Origin of the sequence: Arcanobacterium buesumense, assembly GCF_012563545.1 — a bacterium.
In the GTDB taxonomy this organism is placed as follows: Bacteria; Actinomycetota; Actinomycetes; order Actinomycetales; family Actinomycetaceae; genus Arcanobacterium; species Arcanobacterium buesumense.
The window spans coordinates 498,915-517,717 of the sequence record NZ_CP050804.1; the positions used below are offsets into that span (position 1 = coordinate 498,915).

Annotated in this window: 15 protein-coding genes and 4 tRNA genes; 10 read left to right on the forward strand and 9 right to left on the reverse strand. The window is 48.1% G+C overall.

All coding sequences use genetic code 11. The features are described from left to right. Positions 1-21: 21 nt before the first annotated feature. Positions 22-1,623 (reverse strand): aspartate:alanine exchanger family transporter, encoded by a 1,602-nt coding sequence (locus tag HC352_RS02205; RefSeq protein ID WP_168917387.1) that lies wholly within the window; start codon positions 1,621-1,623, stop codon positions 22-24. Positions 1,624-1,847: 224 nt separating this feature from the next. On the opposite strand from HC352_RS02205, the gene aspA reads away from it, so the two are divergent. The 5 genes from aspA to pflA all read left to right on the forward strand — a co-directional run bounded on the left by aspA (position 1,848) and on the right by pflA (position 8,106). Further along, complete coding sequence (gene aspA, locus HC352_RS02210) at positions 1,848-3,293, forward strand: aspartate ammonia-lyase (protein ID WP_168917388.1); 1,446 nt, start codon at positions 1,848-1,850, stop codon at positions 3,291-3,293. Between the two features lie 61 nt (positions 3,294-3,354). Beyond that, positions 3,355-4,503, forward strand: a complete 1,149-nt coding sequence (locus HC352_RS02215; RefSeq protein ID WP_168917389.1) for a branched-chain amino acid aminotransferase — start codon at positions 3,355-3,357, stop codon at positions 4,501-4,503. A 264-nt stretch (positions 4,504-4,767) separates the two neighbouring features. Further along, positions 4,768-6,855: a formate C-acetyltransferase gene (gene pflB, locus HC352_RS02220; RefSeq protein ID WP_168917390.1), complete on the forward strand. Its 2,088-nt coding sequence runs from the start codon at positions 4,768-4,770 to the stop codon at positions 6,853-6,855. A gap of 50 nt (positions 6,856-6,905) precedes the next feature. Continuing rightward, complete coding sequence (grcA2, locus tag HC352_RS09100) at positions 6,906-7,154, forward strand: autonomous glycyl radical cofactor GrcA2 (protein WP_168917391.1); 249 nt, start codon at positions 6,906-6,908, stop codon at positions 7,152-7,154. Positions 7,155-7,179: 25 nt separating this feature from the next. After that, positions 7,180-8,106 carry a pyruvate formate-lyase-activating protein gene (pflA, locus tag HC352_RS02230; RefSeq protein ID WP_168917392.1) on the forward strand — a complete coding sequence of 309 codons (927 nt, stop codon included), beginning with the start codon at positions 7,180-7,182 and terminating at the stop codon, positions 8,104-8,106. 95 nt (positions 8,107-8,201) lie between these two features. On the opposite strand, the gene HC352_RS02235 is transcribed toward pflA, so the two are convergent. From HC352_RS02235 to HC352_RS02245, 3 genes are all read right to left on the reverse strand, one after another. Further along, complete coding sequence (locus HC352_RS02235) at positions 8,202-8,528, reverse strand: hypothetical protein (RefSeq protein ID WP_211080696.1); 327 nt, start codon at positions 8,526-8,528, stop codon at positions 8,202-8,204. Between the two features lie 229 nt (positions 8,529-8,757). Continuing rightward, entirely contained in the window at positions 8,758-9,474 is a 717-nt protein-coding gene (locus HC352_RS02240) for a YggS family pyridoxal phosphate-dependent enzyme (protein ID WP_168917394.1), read from the reverse strand. Beyond that, positions 9,475-12,147 (reverse strand): DEAD/DEAH box helicase, encoded by a 2,673-nt coding sequence (locus HC352_RS02245; protein WP_168917395.1) that lies wholly within the window; start codon positions 12,145-12,147, stop codon positions 9,475-9,477. It lies immediately after the preceding gene. A 266-nt stretch (positions 12,148-12,413) separates the two neighbouring features. On the opposite strand from HC352_RS02245, the gene HC352_RS02250 reads away from it, so the two are divergent. The 3 genes from HC352_RS02250 to HC352_RS02260 are packed head-to-tail and all read left to right on the forward strand — an operon-like array spanning position 12,414 to position 15,500. Then, positions 12,414-13,433, forward strand: coding sequence for an efflux RND transporter periplasmic adaptor subunit (locus HC352_RS02250; protein ID WP_168917396.1), 1,020 nt, complete (start codon positions 12,414-12,416; stop codon positions 13,431-13,433). 10 nt (positions 13,434-13,443) lie between these two features. Next, entirely contained in the window at positions 13,444-14,190 is a 747-nt protein-coding gene (locus HC352_RS02255) for an ABC transporter ATP-binding protein (protein WP_168917397.1), read from the forward strand. Beyond that, entirely contained in the window at positions 14,187-15,500 is a 1,314-nt protein-coding gene (locus tag HC352_RS02260; protein WP_168917398.1) for an ABC transporter permease, read from the forward strand. Before HC352_RS02255 ends, HC352_RS02260 begins: the two co-directional genes overlap by 4 nt. A 50-nt stretch (positions 15,501-15,550) precedes the next feature. Here HC352_RS02260 and HC352_RS02265 read toward each other — a convergent pair. The 3 genes from HC352_RS02265 to HC352_RS02275 form a co-directional block, all read right to left on the reverse strand. Beyond that, positions 15,551-15,623: transfer RNA gene (locus HC352_RS02265), tRNA-Lys, on the reverse strand. A gap of 60 nt (positions 15,624-15,683) precedes the next feature. Further along, positions 15,684-15,756, reverse strand: a tRNA-Lys gene (locus tag HC352_RS02270). A 92-nt stretch (positions 15,757-15,848) separates the two neighbouring features. Next, a complete protein-coding gene (locus HC352_RS02275; protein ID WP_168917399.1) occupies positions 15,849-16,469 on the reverse strand; it encodes a YgjV family protein in 621 nt (206 codons plus the stop codon). Between the two features lie 215 nt (positions 16,470-16,684). Here HC352_RS02275 and HC352_RS02280 point away from each other — a divergent pair, with 215 nt between their 5' ends. Both HC352_RS02280 and HC352_RS02285 read left to right on the forward strand, forming a co-directional pair. Continuing rightward, entirely contained in the window at positions 16,685-17,614 is a 930-nt protein-coding gene (locus tag HC352_RS02280; RefSeq protein ID WP_168917400.1) for an ATP-grasp domain-containing protein, read from the forward strand. 76 nt (positions 17,615-17,690) lie between these two features. Then, positions 17,691-17,765, forward strand: a tRNA-His gene (locus HC352_RS02285). Between the two features lie 203 nt (positions 17,766-17,968). On the opposite strand, the gene orn is transcribed toward HC352_RS02285, so the two are convergent. Continuing rightward, entirely contained in the window at positions 17,969-18,622 is a 654-nt protein-coding gene (gene orn / locus HC352_RS02290) for an oligoribonuclease (RefSeq protein WP_256367956.1), read from the reverse strand. Between the two features lie 42 nt (positions 18,623-18,664). After that, a tRNA-Arg gene (locus tag HC352_RS02295) sits at positions 18,665-18,737 on the reverse strand. Positions 18,738-18,803 lie beyond the last annotated feature (66 nt).

Below are 18,803 nucleotides of genomic sequence, written 5' to 3' on the forward strand. Positions count from 1 at the left end.
TACCCAAAACCTCAATGGTCTTTAGAACCCGGCAAAGGAACCGAGTATTTGGCCAACGAAAATTTTGGCTACCATGGCAACTGGATAAACCATTGCATAGCCTAGTGCGACGCGTGGATCGAACGATGTGCGGTCGTTAGCGAAAGCGAGAACTGCTGGCTGTGTTTGGATACCACCCAGAGCGCCAGCCAAGCGTGTACCGCCGGTGGATGTCAGTAGGCGCATAGACAAGTAGAATCCACCACCCACGATGCAGGTAATCATCATTCCGAGGAAGAGGATTTGAAGCCATGCTCCGCCGGTGAAGGCAACTAGGATCTGAGAACCTGCCTTTGTTCCAGCATAAGCAAGGAAGACCAGTAGACCTAGTTCGGCAAGAACCTGACATGTGGTATATGGCAAAGTTGTTACGATTCGACCTATGCGGCCCAATCGTCCCATGACTAGGCCGACGATGAGAGTTCCGGCTGCCGAACCGATAGAGAAGGTTAAGCCAGAAGGAGTTAGAATTTCCCATTCACCGATGATGATGCCCAGTGCCATACCTAGGCCAAGAGCAATTGGGTTAATATCGGTTAAGCCATGCGAAGAATCACCGAAGTACTTTGAGATCTTTGCTAATGAATGAGTTGGTGCAACGACGCGGACCCGATCGCCTTGCTGAAGCCGAATGCTCGGATCAGCAGACATATCCGTATCGCCACGTCGAATTCGGGAAATAGTGGCACCGAATTTATCTTCTAAATCCAGTTCCTCAATTTTTCGTCCCGCAATATCAGAGTTAGAGATTGTGATTCGTCGGAAATCGAGGTAGCGCCGATCGGCAATCAATGAATGCGACGAACCGTGACCAACGAGTTTGATAGCTCGATCAACCTCGGCAACCGTTCCAATAACAGTTACTAGGTCATCTTTTTCCAAAATATCGGAATTGCTAGGCAACCAAATTGGACCAGTTTCTCCCCGTCGAATACGAGAAAACTGCAGAGTACCGCCAATTGCATCTACAAGCGAGCCGATCGTTGGTTGGTCAGTGCGCTCAACTCTAATAGTTCGGTTGCTAATCGGTGACGGCTTATCTTTATCTGCACTTCGCCGAGATAACGCTAATGCGGCAAAGCCCAGCATTCCAATGACTCCAAAGAGGTAGGCAATTGCGTACCCAACTGTGGCTAGCGCTGGATCACCTGAAGCTGTGCTTGCGGCAGAAAGGGCTGGGGTATTTGTTGTAGCACCGGCAAATGTACCAGCAACAAGCGCCCAATCCATGCCTAGTGCTCGACCAACACCGGCAGCAGCGGCTGCTGCTACGGCAAATGTGCCTAGCATTAGTAAAATGGGAACAATTGAGGACTTAAGCGTGCTGAAGAAGGTAGGCCCAGCGGAAATACCGATCGCAAAAGCAAAGAGGGCAAGGCCAAGAACACCAAGATCGTGTTCGACCTCGAGCTTATAGCCTGAATGGAGTGCCCACGCGGTGACTCCGATAGATAAGAAGAGCACGGCGGCAGCACCCAAAGAAACTCCGCGAACACGGAGTTTGGACAAAATAGCACCACTTCCGACGAGGAAGAAGAGCAAAAGAACTTGATTGTCAGCAAAAAGCTGAAATAAGAACGACATTAGACTCCTGAAGAGCAAGTGATGGACAAAACACTATGATTTTATAGATAGTTCACATCCATCATAGCTGGCTTTCTACATAAACTTGAGTAGATAGTCCCAAGTTTCGTTTAGCTGCGCCTAAAGACAGCCATTGATGGCGAATATTTCTGCCTATGCTGAAACTCTAAGTGAACGCCGTTATGCTTATTAATATAAGAATCGAGGAAGATTCAAGGAGAAAAATGGCTACCGTCCGCGTTGAAGAAGATTTACTTGGTACTCGAGAAATTCCTAATGATGCCTACTATGGAGTTCATACTCAACGTGCAATCGAAAACTTTAATATTTCCGGTGTCACGATCAATGATGTGCCAGAATTTATTAAGGCCATGGTATGTGTTAAAAAGGCTGAAGCATTAGCTAATCGGGACAAGCGAGTTCTGTCTGCCAAGGTGAGTAAAGCTATTGTGACGGCATGTGACTTGATCTTAGAAGATGGCCGTTGCATGGATCAGTTCCCGGTAGATGTTTTCCAAGGCGGAGCAGGGACATCGGTCAATATGAATACCAATGAAGTCGTGGCCAACTTAGCTCTAGAAGTATTAGGCGAGCCAAAAGGTAGCTACGACATCATCAATCCTAACGATCATGTTAATAAATCCCAGTCAACAAACGATGCTTACCCGACTGGTTTTCGGATCGCGTTATATCGTATGGTGGAGCATCTTATTGCTGAAGTTGAACGGATGGGTGCCTCGTTTACCGCTTTGGGAGAAAAACACGCGAACGTGCTAAAGATGGGACGGACTCAACTTCAAGATGCAGTCCCTATGACTATTGGGCAAGAGTTTGTGGCTTTCGGCGTCCTCATGAACGAAGAAATTCGTAATCTTAAGCTGGCTTCGGATTTGTTACTTGAAGTAAATCTTGGCGCTACAGCAATTGGAACAAAACTGAACACTCCTGAGGGTTTCCAAGATATCGTCGTCGCCCGCCTAGCAGAGGTTACTGGACTCGATGTCATTGCTTCACCAAACCTTATAGAAGCGACATCTGACACTGGTGCCTATATTTCAATCCATTCGGCGCTCAAGCGGCTAGCGGCCAAACTATCAACGATCTGCAACGATTTACGTCTTATTTCTTCTGGGCCGCGGGCTGGCTTGAATGAAATTAACTTGCCTGAAATGCAGGCCGGATCGTCAATTATGCCGGCTAAAGTCAATCCGGTTATACCGGAAGTAGTTAATCAAATTTGTTTTAAAGTCATGGGCAATGACAGCACGGTTATGCTTGCTGCTCAAGCAGGGCAGCTTCAACTCAACGTTATGGAACCAGTTATCGCACAAGCGATTTTCGAATCTATTTTGTTACTTGAACGGGCGCTGGTCACACTTCGGGAACGATGTGTTGACGGCATTACCGTGAACGAAGATATCTGCCTGGGGCACGTGATGAACTCAATCGGTATTGTCACCTATTTAAACGATATTATCGGTCATCATAACGGCGATCTCGTTGGGAAAGAAGCGGCGCGAACGGGTAAATCAGTACGCGATATCGTGTTAGAACGAGGTTTGATGACACAAGCTGAACTTGATCGGGCATTATCCGTGGAGAACTTAATGGCTCCCGTGTACATGGGGGAGATCTTCCCAGATGATTCCCACATGGAGATCCGTGACTAAAGTAGGTAGCAGTAGGCGTACCATAGACTGGTAATACTAACCTGTTCAAGGAGTTGAGTCCATGGTACGCATGCCTACGTCGTTAGAAGAACAAGCTGGCCTTTGCTGGCCACTTGCCGATGAGGTAGCGCGACGTTTTCCCATTGTTGAGCATCCAGCACCAGCTAGTGAAGAGAAATATCGTGCGGTGATGAAATCGCTAAAGTTCGGTGAAGGATTTGGCGATTATATGGCTCGGGTATCGTGGGATGGGGAGCGAGGCTGGCATGGACACCGGATTGAGCCATATGGACCGCTTGCTCTTGATCCGGCTGGGGCGGTACTGCATTATGGTCAGGAAGTTTTTGAAGGTTTGAAAGCCTACCGTCACGCAGATGGGTCGGTGTGGACTTTTCGCCCCGCCTATAATGCAGCACGGTTAAACGCGTCAAATCAACGATTGATGATTCCGCAATTTCCGATTGAAGATTTTTTGGGCTCAATTGCAGCGTTGGTGCGAGCTGACCGGCGGTGGGTTCCGGCTAGTGCTGGGGCGAGTCTCTATTTGCGTCCTTTTGTTTTTGGTTCCGAGGCTTTTTTGGGCGTGCGGGCAGCTAATCGGTTTGAATATGCCGTCGTGGCTTCGCCGTCGGGTCCTTATTTTACGCATGGTTTTACGCCGATTAATGTGTGGGTGGAGCAAACTCATCACCGTGCTGGTCCAGGCGGAATGGGAGATGTAAAAACTGGTGGCAATTATGCGGCGTCCTTTTATGCTAAGTCGCATGCTTTTGAACGTGGTTTTGACGAAGTTCTTTTCCTAGATGCGGCTACTAATTCGTTTATTGATGAATTGGGCGCAATGAATGTTTTTGTGGTGATGGCTGATGGTTCAGTGCGAACGCCGGCGTTGTCTGGGACGATTTTGCCTGGATCAACGCGGTCTGCTATTTTGTACATACTAGATGATGAGGGCGTGTTGGCTCATGAGGAATCTATTGGGTTAGATGAGCTGTGGGCAGGAATAAAGTCGGGTGCGGTAGTAGAGATGTTTGCCTGTGGTACGGCCGCAGCAGTGGTATCCATTGGGTCGTTAACGAAAGGTCACGAGCGACTTAATTTGCCGGGTTCAGCGTTTGCTCATCGGATATATAAGGCGCTAACAGATATCCAGTTCGGTATTGCTCCAGATCGTTTTGGTTGGATGTATAAATTGGCCGATGGGGAATAAAAACCGTCCGTAATACCCTTATCTAGTAAGGGTATGGGTGAAGATCCTGTGCTCAAATAAGGACTTTAGTCCCTACGGTGATAGTGCTGTGAGCAGGACTACCGTCAGTTTTCTGCCGATAGCTGTTTTCGCTAAGTATCTTCAGCTCTGGGAGACTAATCTATAAGTAGCGCCAGCAGTCAGTTGCTGGGTAACAAATGCGGTCAGTGTGGACTGACATATAACAAAAGTCCCGCTGGTTGCTATGAAAAGGAGTAGTGAACCGTGACTCAAACAGCCGAAACTGCTACACATCCAGAGTGGGAAGGCTTTAAGGACGGTCTATGGCAGGATGCTATTGACGTTCGTGACTTCATCCAGAAGAACTACACTCCATATGAAGGTGATTCCTCATTCCTCGCTGATGAGACTGACAAGACTCGTCGCGTGTGGGAAACCTTAGAGGAAAAGTACCTCTCGGTGGAGCGTCAAAAGCGTGTGTATGACGTAGATGTCGATACCCCAGCTGATGTTGATGCTTTTGGTCCTGGCTACATTTCGGAAGATGACGACGTTATCGTCGGTCTGCAAACCGATGTTCCACTCAAGCGTGCGATGATGCCAAATGGTGGATGGCGCATGGTTGAAACTGCGATCAAGGAAGCGGGCAAAGAACCAAATCCTGAAGTGAAGGAGATCTTCACAAAGTACCGTAAGACTCACAATGATGGGGTCTTTGATATCTACACTCCACGCATCCGGGCAGCGCGTTCATCCCATATTATTACTGGCTTGCCAGATGCTTATGGCCGTGGTCGTATTATTGGTGATTACCGCCGAGTTGCTCTTTACGGCGTTGACTTCCTCATCGAACAGAAGATGAAGGACAAGGATCTATACGCAGATCAGCCATTCAGCCAAGATTGGGCACGCAATCGTGAAGAAATTTCGGAGCAGATCAAGGCTCTCAAGAAGCTGAAGAACATGGCAGCAAGCTATGGTTTTGACATCTCCCGTCCTGCAAAAACTGCGCAAGAAGCTGTTCAGTGGACTTACTTTGGCTATTTGGCATCAGTTAAGTCGCAAGATGGCGCTGCAATGTCCTTCGGCCGTTTGTCTGGCTTCTTCGATATTTATTTTGAACGTGATCTAGCTGCTGGCTTGATTACTGAAGAAGATGCCCAGGAAATTATCGATCAGCTTGTGATCAAGCTTCGTATTGTACGTTTCTTGCGTACTACGGCTTATGATGAGATCTTCTCTGGTGATCCGTACTGGGCAACTTGGTCCGATGGCGGTTTCGGTGAAGATGGACGTCCACTTGTGACAAAGACTTCTTTCCGTTTGCTCCAAACCCTCGTCAACCTTGGTCCAGCTCCAGAACCGAATATCACCATTTTCTGGTCTGAGAAGTTGCCACTCGGATACAAGCGCTTCTGCGCGCAGGTATCTATTGAAACTTCTTCGATTCAATACGAAGCTGATGAGCAGATCCGTGGTTACTGGGGCGATGACGCCGCTATTGCATGCTGTGTTTCGCCAATGGCTGTGGGTAAGCAGATGCAGTTCTTTGGTGCTCGCGTCAATGCTGCAAAGGCATTGCTTTACGCCGTGAATGGCGGCCGCGATGAAATGACTGGTAAGCAAATCGTCGATGGCTTTGAAGGTATTCAAGGTGATGGTCCACTCGACTTTGATGAAGTTTGGGCTAAGTACGAGGACATGCTTGACTGGGTAGTTGGAACCTACGTTGAGGCACTCAATATTATCCACTACTCCCACGATAAGTACGCATACGAAGCTATGGAAATGGCGTTGCATGATTCGGAGATTATCCGAACCATGGGCTGTGGTATTGCTGGTCTATCTATTGTTGCTGATTCGTTGGCTGCAATTAAGTATGCAAAGGTTACCCCAGTCCGTGATGAAACTGGATTGATCGTTGACTACAAGACCGAAGGTGATTTCCCAACCTACGGTAACGATGACGATCGCGCTGATGATATCGCGGCAACTATCGTTCACACAGTGATGGAAAAGATCAAGAAGATCCCGATGTATCGCAATGCGATTCCAACCCAGTCAGTTCTTACCATTACGTCCAATGTGGTTTACGGCAAGGCAACTGGAAACTTCCCATCAGGTCACCGTGCTGGAACGCCATTTGCTCCAGGTGCAAACCCAGAAAATGGTATGGATACGCACGGTATGCTTGCTTCGATGCTATCGGTTGGTAAGCTACACTACCAAGATGCCCTTGACGGTATCTCATTAACAAACACTATTGTCCCATCGTCCCTCGGCCGTGACTTGGCTGAGCAGGTCGATAACTTGGTTGGCATCATGGATGCTGGCTTCATCAAGAAGGGCTAAAGCCCAGTTTCGTTTAGCGAAACATTTCACTCCCACGAAAGGAAAATAACATGGCTACGACGTATGAAGAGCGTCTTGCATCGATGAAGGCACAGCGCGCCGCCAAGGGTGGCGTTCAGGGTCTTTACCACGCGAACATCAACGTGCTCAACCGCGACACCCTTGAGGACGCAATGGAGCATCCAGAGAAGTACCCACAGCTAACCGTTCGCGTATCTGGTTACGCTGTCAACTTTGTTCGTCTCACCCGCGAGCAGCAGCTCGACGTTATCTCCCGTACCTTCCACGAGGGTATGTGAGAACTTTTAAGGACTGATCTACTCTATGACGACTTCTACGCAAAACTCGAGTGGCGAGCAATTTGACGCTACCCGGTATTGGGGCTCCGAAGGGAGCACTGGTGAATACCGCCCCCAACCAATTGAGGATGAAGTCCCACGTTTGAGTGGAGCAGGTCTTGACGGAGTTTCCTTGGCAGGGCCGATGTCACATCATGAACACGTTTCTGGTGTGCAAGCTGGTGACATCGGCTCTGTCCACTCTTGGGAACTTGTAACGGCAGTCGACGGTCCAGGTACCCGGTTAACAACATTTTTTGCGGGATGCCCACTTCGTTGCCTATACTGCCACAATCCCGACACCTTAAAAATGAGAGAGGGCACAGCGGTACGCACTGCTGATATGCTCGAAAAAATTTCTCGCTATAAGGCTGTTTTTACTGTCTCGAATGGCGGCGTCACCTTCTCTGGTGGCGAGCCAATGATGCAACCGAAGTTTTTGGCCCAATTATTACAGGGCTGTAAAGATATGGGTATCCATACTGCAGTTGATACGTCCGGTTTCTTGGGCGCAAATATGACTGACGAGATGCTCGATAATGTTGATCTTTTCTTACTCGATGTGAAATCGGGTATTCCCGATTACTATAAACGTACGACGGGCCGCGATTTAGAACAAACGTTAAAATTCGGGAAACGACTCGTTGAGCGTGGAAACAAGATATGGATCCGCTTTGTTCTTGTTCCTGGGCTAACAGATGATCCAGACAATGTTGAAGCCATTGCTGACATTGTTGAAAGCTGGGCCACAAGTGTTGAACGAGTAGAAGTGCTACCATTCCACCAAATGGCCCGCGATAAGTGGGCATCGCTCGGTTTGGAATATCAACTCAACGACGTCGAACCGCCGTCGAAAGAATCAACTGAAGCGGTGCGTGAGGTATTCCGTAGCCGCGGACTGACAGTTTTCTAACTCCTCACTTTAGGCTCGCGTAACCGAATAAGGATACGTAATCCTTGGTCTTACGTAAATATTAGTCTTACGTATTTATACTGGTCATTGAGCTCTCATTGAGATCTATGTGCTAGAGGATCTCCTAAGACTGCCAGTTCCTCTTTTGAGAGCTCCCATGTCAGAGGCGCAAGAAGCGGAATTCCAGTCGACATGACATATGGATAATTCTCATAAACAAAAAATTTTACTGTTGTTTCTTTCCCATCGGCACGAAGATGCGTGATCTCATACGTGTACTTCGTGCGTGCATCTTCTGGAACCTCTCTGGTTAACCCGGCAAAGGCATCTTTGTCGGCATCGGAGGCAACGATATTTGCAAGTAAGGTTGAGAAAAAAATCGAGATCTTTTCGCGCTGTGAACGTGGTGATCTGTTGCTCATCAGCATTAAATACAGTGACGCTATCAGATGTATTCTCTTGGTATTCTGTGCGCATAGCAGACGAGCAAGCGGTGAAAAACAAGACAGACACGACAAACAGTATCGAGAATCTAGTAACTCTGTTAATGTTTGCAGTCTATTCGCGGCCAGAATGACGCGCAAACAGTTTGCATTTTCTCGATTAATTGACTGGCGAGCACATGAAAATCGTTAGTATGCAACCGAAGAATCATGCTTGTTGTGCTGGACGAGCACCGAAAATTGCGGTGCCGACACGAACAACAGTAGAGCCTTCTTCAATGGCAATACGCATATCGCTGCTCATTCCCATCGAGAGCACATCGGCGTCGGCTAACCCGGGAAGGTTCCGCATCTCTTCCGCTAGTCTCCGCGTCAGCACAAACGAGGAACGAATGTCTGTGTCGGTGCCCTGAGCGCCAATCGTCATCACCCCCGCAATGTGAATGGAAGGCAGAGCCGATATCGCGCGCGCCAATTCAACAAAACTATCCGGGGAACAACCGAACTGAGTGGATGCGCCAGAAGAATTTATTTGTAGAAGTATCGGATATAGGCCGGTTACTTCACCACAAGCTAATCGCGCTTCTTGCCGGCGGTTAATACGTTGTGCAGTTTTTAGTGAATCCACAGTATCTATTCGATCAGCCCACTGCATTGCAACAGACAGCTTATTCGACTGAACATGTCCGATAACCGAAGTAATAGGGAAGAATCCAGCGTTGTGTAATCCTTCAGTGGACGTAGCAAGCTGATCGATGAGATTGTGTCCCATTAATGTTCCGCCAGCGTTATAAGCCTCAGCGAGACGCTCCAGCGGTTGGTGCTTGGCTGCTAGCATCAGATCAACATGCCTACCGTGAGCAAAGCGCGAAATATCGTCGCGCACCCGGGCAATATTGTCAGCAATATCTATCGGGTGCATCATTTATCGCTCACCTAGTCGGATCGGTTGGAGTACCAGCCTGTCACTCTTGTCGGAAGCATCCAAATCGACAATAGCCCACAAACCCCACGCTCCTGCATCATCACCAGAATCTAGAATCTGCAATGCTAGCCAGACCCGACCGCTGCTATGCGATTCGAGTAAATCGGAGGCATCACCATCATCCATTCCTGCTTGGAGTAAATCGGCGAAGGAGGGATCTTCCAAAATTGCGAAGAACTGCGTTCCGCGTGCCGTCTGATCAGTGCCAAGGAAATCATATTCATCGAAGTATGGACCAATCGCGTCAGCCCAGCGGTCGGCATCCCATCCAGAATCGCCGTCTAAGCGCTCTAATTCTTCGTAGTCTTCCCGATCCAAAAGCTCAACACGATAAAACATTGCGTTACGAACCGCCACTCGCAGAGCATGCTTATTACGAGTAAAAGCAACGTTGCCGTCGTCGTCGGCACCAAACGCAGCTTCTTCACCCTGTACTGAATCTTCTGAACCAAGAGAATTCAATTCGGCAAGTGTCACGCGCCCATCAGCTAATGCCTCCCATTCGTCAAGGAGCGAAGAATCGATAGAGCGCACTAGGCGAGCTAGCCAATCGATAATATCTTCAACCTCATCGGTGCGCACAGCCAACGGAACCGTCTGCCGCATCGCTCGGTAGACGTCCGTAATATAGCGCAAAAGGACGCCTTCAGAGCGAGCTAAGTCATAGTGAGCGACAAACTCAGAGAAGGTCAAACCATCTTCAATAAGCTGACGTACAACAGATTTTGGTTTTAATTCTTGACCGCGCACCCACGGGTTCGTTTTGGCATAAGTTTCTAAAGCGGGCTCGAGGAGATCAACGAGGGGTTTAGGCCACGTAACTTCATCGACGAGCGCCATACGTTCGTCATATTCGACGCCCTCAGCTTTGAGCTTGCCGATCAGTTCACCGCGCGCTTGGCGTTGCTGAGCATAAAGCGCTGGAGTGGGATCCTCACTGACAGCTTCAATAATCGACACCACATCGAGCGCGTAGGTAGTCGATTCCATATCCAACAGATCGAAGGCTGCTAGCGCGAATGGGGCAAGAGGTGAATTCAGGGCAAAATCAGATGGCACGTCGCGCGTGAAATGGATAGCGTTCTCATCTCCATGTTCTGCTCGCCATTCGCGGTTCTCATGAGTGATAACCCCTGCGGTTCGTAGCGACTGATAAATCGTAATGGCTTTACGAACGAGGGTATTGCGCTCGCGGTGTGGTTCATGGTTGTCACACAGTACAGTTTTTGCTGTTGCTACTGGGTTTGGGCGTTGGAGTAAATTCAGGATCAGGCTATGATCTACTCGCATGCGTGAAGTCAGCGTTTCGGGTTGCGCGGCAACCAAGGTGTTAAATGTGTTTTCGGACCAGCTTATTGTTCCTTCGGGAGCTTTAACTTTTTGGACACGTTTGATTTTCGCTGGGTCATCACCGGCTTTGCGTAATCGGCGAGCGTTTTCGATGTCATGTTCGGGAGCTTCGACGACGACGTATCCGACGGTGTCAAAGCCAGCTCGGCCAGCGCGCCCGGCAATTTGATGGAATTCGCGGGCCGTAATATGGCGTTGTTTGGTGCCATCGAATTTGGTTAATGAGGTCATAAGAACAGTCCGAATGGGGACGTTAATGCCAACGCCTAAAGTATCGGTTCCGCAGATAACGTTGAGTAGTCCGGCTTGTGCGAGGCGTTCTACGAGCCGCCGATAACGGGGGAGCAGTCCAGCGTGGTGGATGCCAATTCCAGCTCGTAACAGCTTTGATAAGACTTTTCCGAAACCTGGGGAGAACGTGAAGGACGCAAGAGCGGAAGCGATTCGTTCTTTTTGCTCTTTGGAAGCAACTGCCATTGATTGGAGCGCGAGTGCTTGGGCGACTGCTTCACGTTGGGAAAAGTGGACAACATAGACTGGCGCCATGTGGGTTGCGATGAGTTCTTTAATAACTTCACCAATCGGTTCAGTTGACCAAGAAAAATGGAGTGGTACTGGCCGAACGGCGTCGTCGACGATACTTACCGAACGATTAGTGCGACGGGTGAGGTCTGCGGTTAACTTTGTGGTATCGCCAAGGGTGGCAGAAAGGAGAATCTGTTGGGCTTGTGGCAGTGTTAAGAGCGGAACTTGCCAGGCCCAGCCGCGTTGCGGATCGTCATAGAAATGGAATTCGTCCATGACGACGATGCCGACGTCGGCTTGATCGCCTTCGCGTAACGCAATATTGGCTAAAATTTCTGCAGTTGCACAAATAATAGGAGCTCCGGCATTAATTGATGAATCGCCGGTGACCATACCAACATTATGTGCCCCGAAATGACCGATAAGCTCGAAGAACTTTTCTGACACGAGAGCTTTAAGCGGAGCGGTATAGTAGGCGGTGCGTCCGGTTGCTAGCCCAGTAAAGAGAGCTTGCATAGCGATCATCGACTTCCCAGAACCAGTCGGCGTGGAGACAATAACATGGTCTCCAGAAACGATATTCAAGAGTGCTTCGTCTTGATGTGGATACATCTGTTTACCGGTAGACGCTACCCATGCACTGAAAGCCTCGTACATATCTTCTGAGCTAGGAGATAGTCCGTGAGCATCTTCTAACGCATCGAGGGTGATATTGAGGCCAGGAATATCGGTGGTCATTGATCATCTCCGTCAGGATTAGCGTAATGTCCTTAATATATCAGGTTTACTATGGAGGAATGCTGCCTAGAATTTCCAGAATTTCGCAAGGCGGGTATTTCTAGGGCAACCCTAAAACACCTGAGCTACGGAGATCAAAAATGGTTGTTGGAGCTGGTTAGGGTAGGGTAACATCAGTGTTGAATCCGATTGCCAACATGGTGTTGGCAGGCTTGAGATAACCAGTGAAGGTTGTGATAGCCGAGTTAGAAATAAAGGAACTTGCAATGGAAAATCACCCTACTCGCAAGCTTGTCTTTGCTATTATTCGAATTATTATTTCCGCAGTTATTGCGGTAGCTCTGGTGAAGTTTGCGTTTTTTCCTGACCAGCAGCCCAAAGAGCCATTACACGGCCAGGGGAATTTTGTGCTTCCTACAGTGACTCCAATTCGTGGAGATATTAAAAATGATTCAAAGTTTGACGCAGTAGTTTTACGCGATGCCGCCAAAGCCATTAAATCAACAGCGGAAGGTGAGATCGTTCATTTTTTCGTTGCTGATGGAGCGAGTGTGGAACAAGGCGCACCACTACTACAGGTGAAGACTACAACAGTTGTTGAGACAGCTGCACCAGTTCCGTCCATCGGAGACGACGGAGAGCTACCGGAAGTTCAGCCGCAGTCAGTTGAACAAACGTCATATAACAATGTCCTGGCACCAGCTACCGGCACGGTGAATTTCGATGCCATGCTCAAACAGCATGTGACATTTAATGATCCACTTGGCGCCATTGTTCTGGCAACTTTCCATGCTAATGTGTCTGTTACTCCAGATCAGCTTTATGCATTGCAGTCAATTCCAAGTGAAGCAGAAGTGGTGATCGCCAATGGTCCGGCACCGTTTATGTGCACGAATCTACGCACTATATCGACAACAATAGTGGGGCAATCCCCTGATGGTGGCAATCAAAATTCGTCTCCCCAGTTAGTGTGTGATATTCCAGCTGATCAAACTGTTTTTGACGGCATTAAAGCAACACTCAATATTGCTGGCGAGGAAGTCAATGACGCCCTATTGTTGCCGGTAACAGCGGTAGAGGGCCGATTTAGAGAAGGTAAAGTATATTTGCCAGCTGACGATTTTGGTGGTGAACCAACACCAGTAGTGGTGCAATTAGGTATCAACGATGGGCAGCTGGTTGTTATCACCGAAGGACTAGATGAAGACAGCGAAGTTCTAGAGTTTGTGCCACGCAAATCCGATGATGAACATAATAGCGAAAAAAATATGCCAATGGGGTATTAGGGGACTAATAATGCTCAAACTTCGTGATATAACACGGACGGTCACCTTGCCTAATGGCGAAGATTTACATATCTTGCGCGGTGTTAATTGTGATATTGCTTCGGGAGAACATATTTCTATCGTAGGCCATTCGGGTACCGGTAAATCAACCTTGCTTAATATTATTGGGCTTCTCGATCAACCAACGAGTGGAATATATCAGTGGGATGAGACAGACGTGTTAAGTCTTTCTGACGGACAACGTTCTCGGTTACGAGGAAGTAAGGTAGGATTTGTTTTCCAACAATTTAACCTATTTCCTTCCCGAACTATTCTCAACAATGTTGAAGTCCCGTTGTTTTATAATTCCGGCTTAGAGCTTTATCAACGCCATGAGAAAGCCGCATATATGCTTGAATCTGTTGGCTTAGGCGATCGGCTTGACGCATTTCCTAGTCAGCTATCGGGAGGTGAGCAACAGCGAGTGGCAATTGCTCGGGCATTGATACGTAACCCGCATATTATTCTGGCTGATGAGCCGACTGGAGCACTTGATCCTGAAACTGGAATGCAAGTGATGGATGTATTAGAGCGTGCTGCAAAAGCGCATAATTCTGCGTTGATAGTTATTAGCCATGATGTCAACGTCGCGCAGCGGGCTTCGACCGTCTATCAGATCTCAAACGGTGTATTACATAATGTGACAGGATTAGCTGATCCCTTTGGTTTCCAAGCTGTCAAAGAGGACCTCGCGATCGGGTCAGGGGCAACATCATGATTCACAACATTATTGGTGCTCTCATCGAAGCATGGGAAGAAGTAAAGATCAACCGCGCCCGAGTAATCCTGTCATTAATCGGAGTAGGGGCGGCGGTATGGGCAATGGCTACCGTTATTGCTTTAGGAACAATCCTCAATGATGTTCAACAACGTACTATCGCACAATGGAACGGTCAACCAGGAACAATTACGGTCACTGTTTTCGAACATAGTCCTGATGGTGAAATAGAAGTCAATAGACCGGTGGAACAACATGCAAAGCAGAATGCGGAACGTATGAAACAGTTTCGTCGAGCAATTGACAATACTGTAGATAAACTCGGTATTACGGTATGGACAACAAAATCAGACATCCAACTCGCTTCGATTGATGCACCAGATTTTGATCCTTGTCCGCAACATTATCAGGATCTATGCCCTGGTGAATACCCCCAGGCTATGGCAGTGGATCCTAATTATTTCAAGCTTCATGCGCATAAACTTGTTGAAGGCCGATTTCTTCATGCGAATGATAACCAGCTTCAGATGAATCCAGCGGTTATAAACGAATCTGCGTGGGCTACACTCGGTCAGCCTGCTATTGCAACATATCCGCGGATATGGCTGAGTAAAGATCATAAAAAATCAGTGACGGTAGTGGGAGTGGTGAAGAATGTTAGCGCCTTCGAAAATGCGACAATTTATGTATCTGGAGAAGCCGAACCTTTTATTTTTCCCGACTCAGTCCAGTCGTCACTTCCCTCATTCTTATTTCTTGCTCCTCAAGGAGAAGAAGAGCAAGCTAAAGATGTGAGCCAAGCAGTGTTAGGCTCCTTCCTTGGAGATTCATATCAGGTTAATGCCTACTGGGATGAAGGTTACGCCGAACAAAGCGCCCAGCAAAGTAAAATCATGCAGACTGTCGTCGCTGGAATTGGCGGAATCGTGATTTTGCTTGGCGCACTCGGGTTATTGACAATGAGCATTGTGACTGTGAAAACTCGGGTACGAGAAATTGGTATACGTCGGGCTGTTGGGGCTTCGGCAAAACGAGTCTTTTTTGCAGTATTCCTAGAATCTGTTGTGGCAACGTCAGCTGCAGGTTTTATTGGAGTGATATTCTCTGTTGTCACTTTGCGTGTTTTGCCAGTGGTTATGCCAAATAGTTATCTTTTTGGCGAATTTGCGGCAGTAGCGAATGAAATAGCCTATCCAATGCAGGCAGCGATTATTGGCGTGGGGATATCGGCTAGTGTTGGTGCCTTATGCGGAATTATTCCAGCAACGATTGCGGTAAAGATGCGCCCTATTGACGCAATTCGCTTTTAGATAAATAAAAGGTTGGCACGATAGATATCGTGCCAACCTTTTATTACGTGTACACCGCCTGGGACTTGAACCCAGAACCCTCTGATTAAGAGTCAGATGCTCTGCCAGTTGAGCTAGCGGTGCTCATTCAAAACATTGTTTTGAGATTCAAAATCCCCAGACGAGTCCAGGGATTTCGATTCGTACACCGCCTGGGACTTGAACCCAGAACCCTCTGATTAAGAGTCAGATGCTCTGCCAGTTGAGCTAGCGGTGCGCAACAGCTAATACTCTAGCGCACCATACTTTTATTGGGCAACTCAGGTGGCAAAATTGCTGATGTGATCACTAGCACCTAACTGTGGTCAATTAGACTGTGCGGATGAGGTAATTATCTTTAGTGCTAAAACCTTGCTTTGTAAAGTAGGCTGGATCAGTTGTGTTCAGAAGAGCAATGCGTAGCTGTGAGACGCCAGCTTGAGTAAACATATCCTGGTGTGCATAAACATAGCGTCCCGGACCTAGATCGCGGAACCGCGCCGTGACATAATCAATAACGATGGTTGCGTAAGCATCCGTCGTCGTCATAGCAAAGATTCCGACGATCTCATCTTCATGCATAATAAATTTCACGTCGGAACCAACTAAATCGTCGGCTGAAAAATGTGGATAACTGGCCTGAATATCGTTTGCATTACGAGATAAGAAGTGCTGGACAAGCGCATCGTCTGGTTGGGCGGAAACAACCGCATAACCGCGTTGTTCTGTTGCTCCTTGACGTGAAAGCCGGGCGATCCAATAAGCGTCGATGCCAACAATAACACCATTCATTGCTGCATAAGGCCAAATACCGAAATAGATATTGTAAATCGTTGCTATCAATGATCCGGATAGGTTGAGAATGCGGAACCGCCAAACGCTAGGAATCCACAACGAAACGACAACAAGTATCGATCCAGCCCAACCGAAAATTTCCCACCAGCTCATCATAACCTTCTTTCTTATGGCGGTATATACGCGTTAAGAGCACATTAGAATTAATGAATAAGCCTACCGTGTATAGTGGTGAATATGGTAACTGTGAAACAAGCAGGGCGAAGTGAGGATGAAACCGTTAGACTTGTTTCGATTGGGCTTTTCCTGATCCATGTGCGCCGAGTGCGTATTATGAGCAAACGTGAGCATTGAATGAAAAGGCGGTACAAGTGTCTGCACCAATAGTGACTCTGGCAACTTCGCAAGACCTACCGAACCTCGATATTGACGAACAAAACCTTCCGGATGCGCTACGTGACCGTGGGCTTGAACCACGGATTGCAGTGTGGAACGATCCGTCAGTGAACTGGGATGAAGCAGGGACTGTTGTTATTCGTTCGGTGCGTGATTACGCGAAATACCGGCAAGACTTTTTAGCTTGGACCGCCTCATTACCACGCGTTCTAAACTCGGCGAACACCATCGCATGGAATTCTGATAAGCATTACCTCAATGCGTTGGGGAAATATGGTTTACCTACTATTCCAACTATGTGGTTAGAGCCTGAAAAGAACCTTTCCAAGCAACAAATCCATTCGCGCTTCCCGGCGTTTGGTGATTTTGTTGTCAAGCCAGCTGTGGCTTCTGGCGGGCGAGGAACTGGACGTTACTCAGCAGTCGATGCCCAACAGCGCGGTGAAGCGGTAGAACACGCCATGTATGAGCTATCGCGTGGCCGAACTGTTATGGTCCAGCGGTATTTGGAAGAAATCGATAGTCAAGGTGAAACTTCGCTCGTCTATTTCAATGGTATGCCTGCCTATCAGGTAGAAAAGGAGCCAATGCTCCATCCGCGGTTTAGGAATGATCGTGAAGATGGCGTTGTGGAAGAAGTGGTACGCGCATCCTATGCCACCGAAGAAACATGGCGCTGGGGAGAGCGTATCCGCCGAGCACTTCATAGCCATATCAAGGACACTAACGGAAAAGATGAACTGTTATTGTTTAATCGCGTTGATATTGTGCGTGGTGACGAAAACTCGAGCGAAGAATTCTACGTCGTTGAGATTTCATTGATTGACGCCTCGTTGTACTTGAGTCAAAATGATGATCATCTCAATATGTTTGCAGATGCAATTCAGATGCGAGTTGATTGGTGACTGTAATCACGTCGTGTTTGATTAGCGCTACGGCAAGAAAATCGGTATAGTTTTTCTTCGTTGCAGTGCAACAATGGTGGCTGTAGCTCAGTGGTAGAGCACCTGGTTGTGGTCCAGGGGGTCGCGGGTTCAAGCCCCGTCAGCCACCCCATCAAGACCGTTGGTTTTCCAACGGTCTTTTTGTATTGAAAAACTCGATATGTGGTGGCGTCCTACTATGTGTCTTTACAGTTGATGCAGAACAAAGCTTTACGCGTGTGCCACGTGCATAAATATGTGTGGGGTGGTTGCCCACGGGCAACCACCCCACACACATACCACTTGGCCCCTCATGGGGTAGAAAAATATCGTCTACTAGAGATTTTCATGCGCTCGTTGGGCACGGTCTACAGTGAGATCCGCTTTGATGAGTGCTGCTTGCTCTTTTGCTTCATCGGACGTAGGCCCCTCATCGCTCGGCCATAGTACCGCCCGATAATAGCGAAGCTCGTCAATCGAATCATAAATATCACCGAGAGCTTGGTGGTTTCCAGTTTTTTCTGGAGCAGCGAAATACGTTCGCGGAAACCATCTTTTTGCGAGTTCCTTGATAGAGGAGACATCAATGACCCGATAGTGAAGGTGATCAATGAGCTTGGGTACATCGCGTGCAAGGAAAGTACGATCGGTGCCCACGGAGTTGCCTCCTAATGGTGCTTTCCGGGGATCTGGAACGAAGCGTTTGATATATGCTAAACACTGTTCTTCTGCTTGGGCCAGTGTGACTCCGGTTTCCCAGCGCTTTATCAATCCAGTAGCAGTGTGCATATTGCGTACGAAAGCGTCCATGTTGGCAACGGCTTCTTCAGGTGGTTTGATAACGACGTCGAGGCCGTTATCAAGCGGGTTTAGCTTAGCGTCTGTGACAACAATAGCAATTTCAACAAGTGCATCGTGTTCCAGGTCTAAGCCAGTCATTTCACAGTCGATCCATACGATCGGCGTATTTTGGGCAGGAAAATTACTCACTTATAAAGGATACCAAGCTTGCCTTGATAAGCGGAATGCTAGCACCCCGAGCGGGACTCGAACCCGCAACCTACAGATTAGAAGTCTGGTGCTCTATCCATTGAGCTATCGAGGCGTACGGACAGGATTTTACACGAAATATGGAAATTTTTTATCAGGTGCGCCTACTGATGTAGTAAAA

Coding starts and splice junctions, on each gene's coding strand:
- pflA (WP_168917392.1), top strand. CDS start 7,180: ATGACGACTTCTACGCAAAACTCGAGTGGCGAGCAATTTGACGCTACC.
- aspA (WP_168917388.1), top strand. CDS start 1,848: ATGGCTACCGTCCGCGTTGAAGAAGATTTACTTGGTACTCGAGAAATT.
- HC352_RS02250 (WP_168917396.1), top strand. CDS start 12,414: ATGGAAAATCACCCTACTCGCAAGCTTGTCTTTGCTATTATTCGAATT.
- HC352_RS02255 (WP_168917397.1), top strand. CDS start 13,444: ATGCTCAAACTTCGTGATATAACACGGACGGTCACCTTGCCTAATGGC.
- grcA2 (WP_168917391.1), top strand. CDS start 6,906: ATGGCTACGACGTATGAAGAGCGTCTTGCATCGATGAAGGCACAGCGC.
- HC352_RS02245 (WP_168917395.1), bottom strand. CDS start 12,147: ATGACCACCGATATTCCTGGCCTCAATATCACCCTCGATGCGTTAGAA.
- HC352_RS02275 (WP_168917399.1), bottom strand. CDS start 16,469: ATGATGAGCTGGTGGGAAATTTTCGGTTGGGCTGGATCGATACTTGTT.
- HC352_RS02205 (WP_168917387.1), bottom strand. CDS start 1,623: ATGTCGTTCTTATTTCAGCTTTTTGCTGACAATCAAGTTCTTTTGCTC.
- HC352_RS02235 (WP_211080696.1), bottom strand. CDS start 8,528: ATGAGCAACAGATCACCACGTTCACAGCGCGAAAAGATCTCGATTTTT.
- HC352_RS02215 (WP_168917389.1), top strand. CDS start 3,355: ATGGTACGCATGCCTACGTCGTTAGAAGAACAAGCTGGCCTTTGCTGG.
- HC352_RS02260 (WP_168917398.1), top strand. CDS start 14,187: ATGATTCACAACATTATTGGTGCTCTCATCGAAGCATGGGAAGAAGTA.
- HC352_RS02240 (WP_168917394.1), bottom strand. CDS start 9,474: ATGATGCACCCGATAGATATTGCTGACAATATTGCCCGGGTGCGCGAC.